Origin of the sequence: Rickettsia endosymbiont of Ixodes scapularis (assembly GCF_000160735.1) — a bacterium.
Lineage (GTDB): Bacteria > Pseudomonadota > Alphaproteobacteria > Rickettsiales > Rickettsiaceae > Rickettsia > Rickettsia tamurae.
In genome coordinates this window covers 415,847-418,685 of record NZ_CM000770.1, presented here as the reverse complement: position 1 = coordinate 418,685, position 2,839 = coordinate 415,847, and the positions used below count along the sequence as shown (strand labels likewise).

Genomic DNA, 2,839 nt, shown 5'->3' with positions numbered 1-2,839 from the left:
GTAAGCTTTGCATGAAACTATGAGGTAAATCTATTTTCTGCACATTAATATTTTCTATAGCTCTATACCAATAATCTAAAGTTTTCTTAGCATCTTCTATAGCTTTATCATTATAATCAAGGGGACGTCTATAATGACTACTTAATAAAAATAACCTTACTACTTCTCCTTGAATTTGTTTATCCATTAAATCCCTTACGGTAATAAAATTACCAAGAGATTTACTCATTTTCTTACCATTAACCGTTAAAAAACCGTTATGTATCCAGTATTTAGCATAGGTAGAACTTAGAAAAGCACATCTACTTTGAGCAATCTCATTGGTATGATGCGGAAAGATTAAATCTGCTCCGCCTCCGTGAATATCAAAATTCTCACCTAAATATTTGTAGCTCATGGCTGAACATTCAATATGCCATCCCGGGCGACCAAGTCCCCAAGGGCTTTCAAAATTCATATTTGCCGATTCATTTTGCTTTGCCGGTTTCCATAATACAAAATCCTGTGGATTTTTTTTGGTTTTACTATTTTCTACACGTACTCCCTCAAACATTTCTTCTAAATTTCGGTTAGATAATTCCGTATAATTTGGAGCTGATAAAACATCAAAATAAACATGATTATCAGCAATATATGCGTGATCTTTTGTTATTAAGCGTTCTATTATTTCGATCATTACATCAATATGCTCTGTAGCTTTCGGCTCAATACTCGGTAGCATGCAACCTAAATATGCCATATTTGTATGAAACTCTTGCGTAACTTTATCAGTCAACTCATTAATAGTAATGCCAAGTAGTTCAGCTCTATCAATAATTTTATCGTCAACATCGGTAATATTGCGTACATATTTTACTGCTCTACTGCCGAATATTTTTATAACTATACGATAAAGTAAATCATATACTACTACCGACCTACTATTACCTATATGAGGATTATCATAAACAGTCGGTCCACATACATACATTTTTACGTTAGCCTGATCTTGAGGATTAAAAACCTCTTTAGTACGGCTAAGAGTGTTATATAAGTGAAATTGAATTTGCATATTTTATTTACCAAAAACTGAAATACATTCCTTTCAAAAATAGTATTACATACTCCTTTTGAAAAAAGTTTAAAATTCGAATGATTAATAGTTTACATAAATTAACAAATATTGTATGATTCGCCTCGTTTATATTTAAAAAATAATAACTAATCGAGGTTTGAATGAATTTACAAAATTCCCACTCAAAAAAATATGTTTTAACTTTATTCATGTCAACATATTTGTTGACTAGTAGCTTTTTAAGTACAAGTGCTAGAGCGGCAAGCTTCAAAGATTTAGTTAGTAAAACACCGGCATGGGAAAAGTACAATTCAAAACAGCAACAAAATACTTGGAAAGATTTACTCCAAATGAAAAATCAAAAAATGGCAAGAAGCAGATTTAGTTCCTAGTTTTACTCAAGCACAAGGTGATCTAGGAATAAAGTATAAGGAAACAGATTTATCAAGCTTTTTAGATAATATTAGATATAAAGCAAGATAAGCAAGAGCTGAAATTTTATTATACATCGAAAGAGTAAAACAACAGGATTTTGATACAAAAAAACAAGAATATATTAATCAAGGTGTAGTTCCTACAGATATAGAAGTAGCAACAAATCTTGGAATAAGTTATGACCCTAGCAAAATAGACAATAATGTAGAAAAAGATCAAAAGGTACGTCGTGCAGAAAAAGACAAAAAAGCGGTAATCGATCTATATATCAGCTCAATAAACAGAGATATTAAATACAAACATTATGTTGATAATGATATTATCCCTGAAATGAAAGAAGTAAGGACTGCTCTTAACATGAATAAAGATGATGCAGAATCTTTTGTTGTGTCAATAAGAACTGAAATTATGGAAAACGCAAAGGGACAATATATAGCGGATAGCCATATTCCTACAGAAAAAGAGTTAAAAAATAGGTTTGGTATATCTCGTGCTGATAATAGAGACGGCTATATTAAGTCAATAAGACTTAAAGTTATGAACAAAGAAAAGCCACAATATATAGCTGACAATAGTATTCCTACAGAAAAAGAGCTAAAGCAGAAATTCGGTGCTGATAAAGGTGAGGCAACAAACTATATCGCATTAATAGCAACTCAGATGATGCTTAATAAAAAAGCATATTATATAGATAATAATATTATCCCTATAGTTAAAGAATTAAAGGAAGAATTTAAGTATAGGGACAATAAAAGCAAATTCTTATATACAGCAAATAACAACCGGAATAGATGCAAACCACAATGATACTACTAATCCGTCTGCCGGACACTCTCAAAAAAAGAGCGGGACCAAAAGTAATAATTGGTATATATCAAATCAAGGTACAAATAATACAGAAACACCTTCGTGGGTTCCTACGGATAGAAAAGAGAAACAACCATATTCTTTTGATCCTATAAGTACTTTTAAAACTCACTTTAATAATAAAAAAAGTAAGGATAAATTAACGCAGTCTCAACACAATATAAATAGAATAATACAACAAGAAGAAAATATTGAAGAATTTACAAATCTTATTAAAACAAAGCCTATAGCAGCATTAAATCTTGAAGTAAATAGTAGTTATAAAAAACAAGCAGTAACTACTATTTTAAGTAATTTTAATGATGATATTATTAAAAGTATATTATTTAGCAACGATAAGGGACAATTAGATTTCAATACCAATATTGACGTTAAAAATAGACCTATTCTAAAAGAATTATTAGAAAATAGTTCTTCTGAAGAAAAAACTAAATTTGCTGAAAGAATTAAAGACTATGCGACACGAAATATATCTAATAGTGA

The 2,839-nt window shown here is 30.1% G+C and carries 1 protein-coding gene and 1 pseudogene; one reads left to right on the top strand and one right to left on the bottom strand.

Features of this window, described 5'->3' with window-relative positions; all coding sequences use genetic code 11:
- The coding region (gene cysS / locus REIS_RS02145; protein WP_241760939.1) for a cysteine--tRNA ligase at positions 1-1,045 on the bottom strand (1,045 nt) is incomplete at its 3' end.
- Between the two features lie 170 nt (positions 1,046-1,215).
- Here cysS and REIS_RS13995 point away from each other — a divergent pair.
- Positions 1,216-2,839: pseudogene (locus REIS_RS13995) on the top strand (autotransporter outer membrane beta-barrel domain-containing protein); the annotation flags it as partial.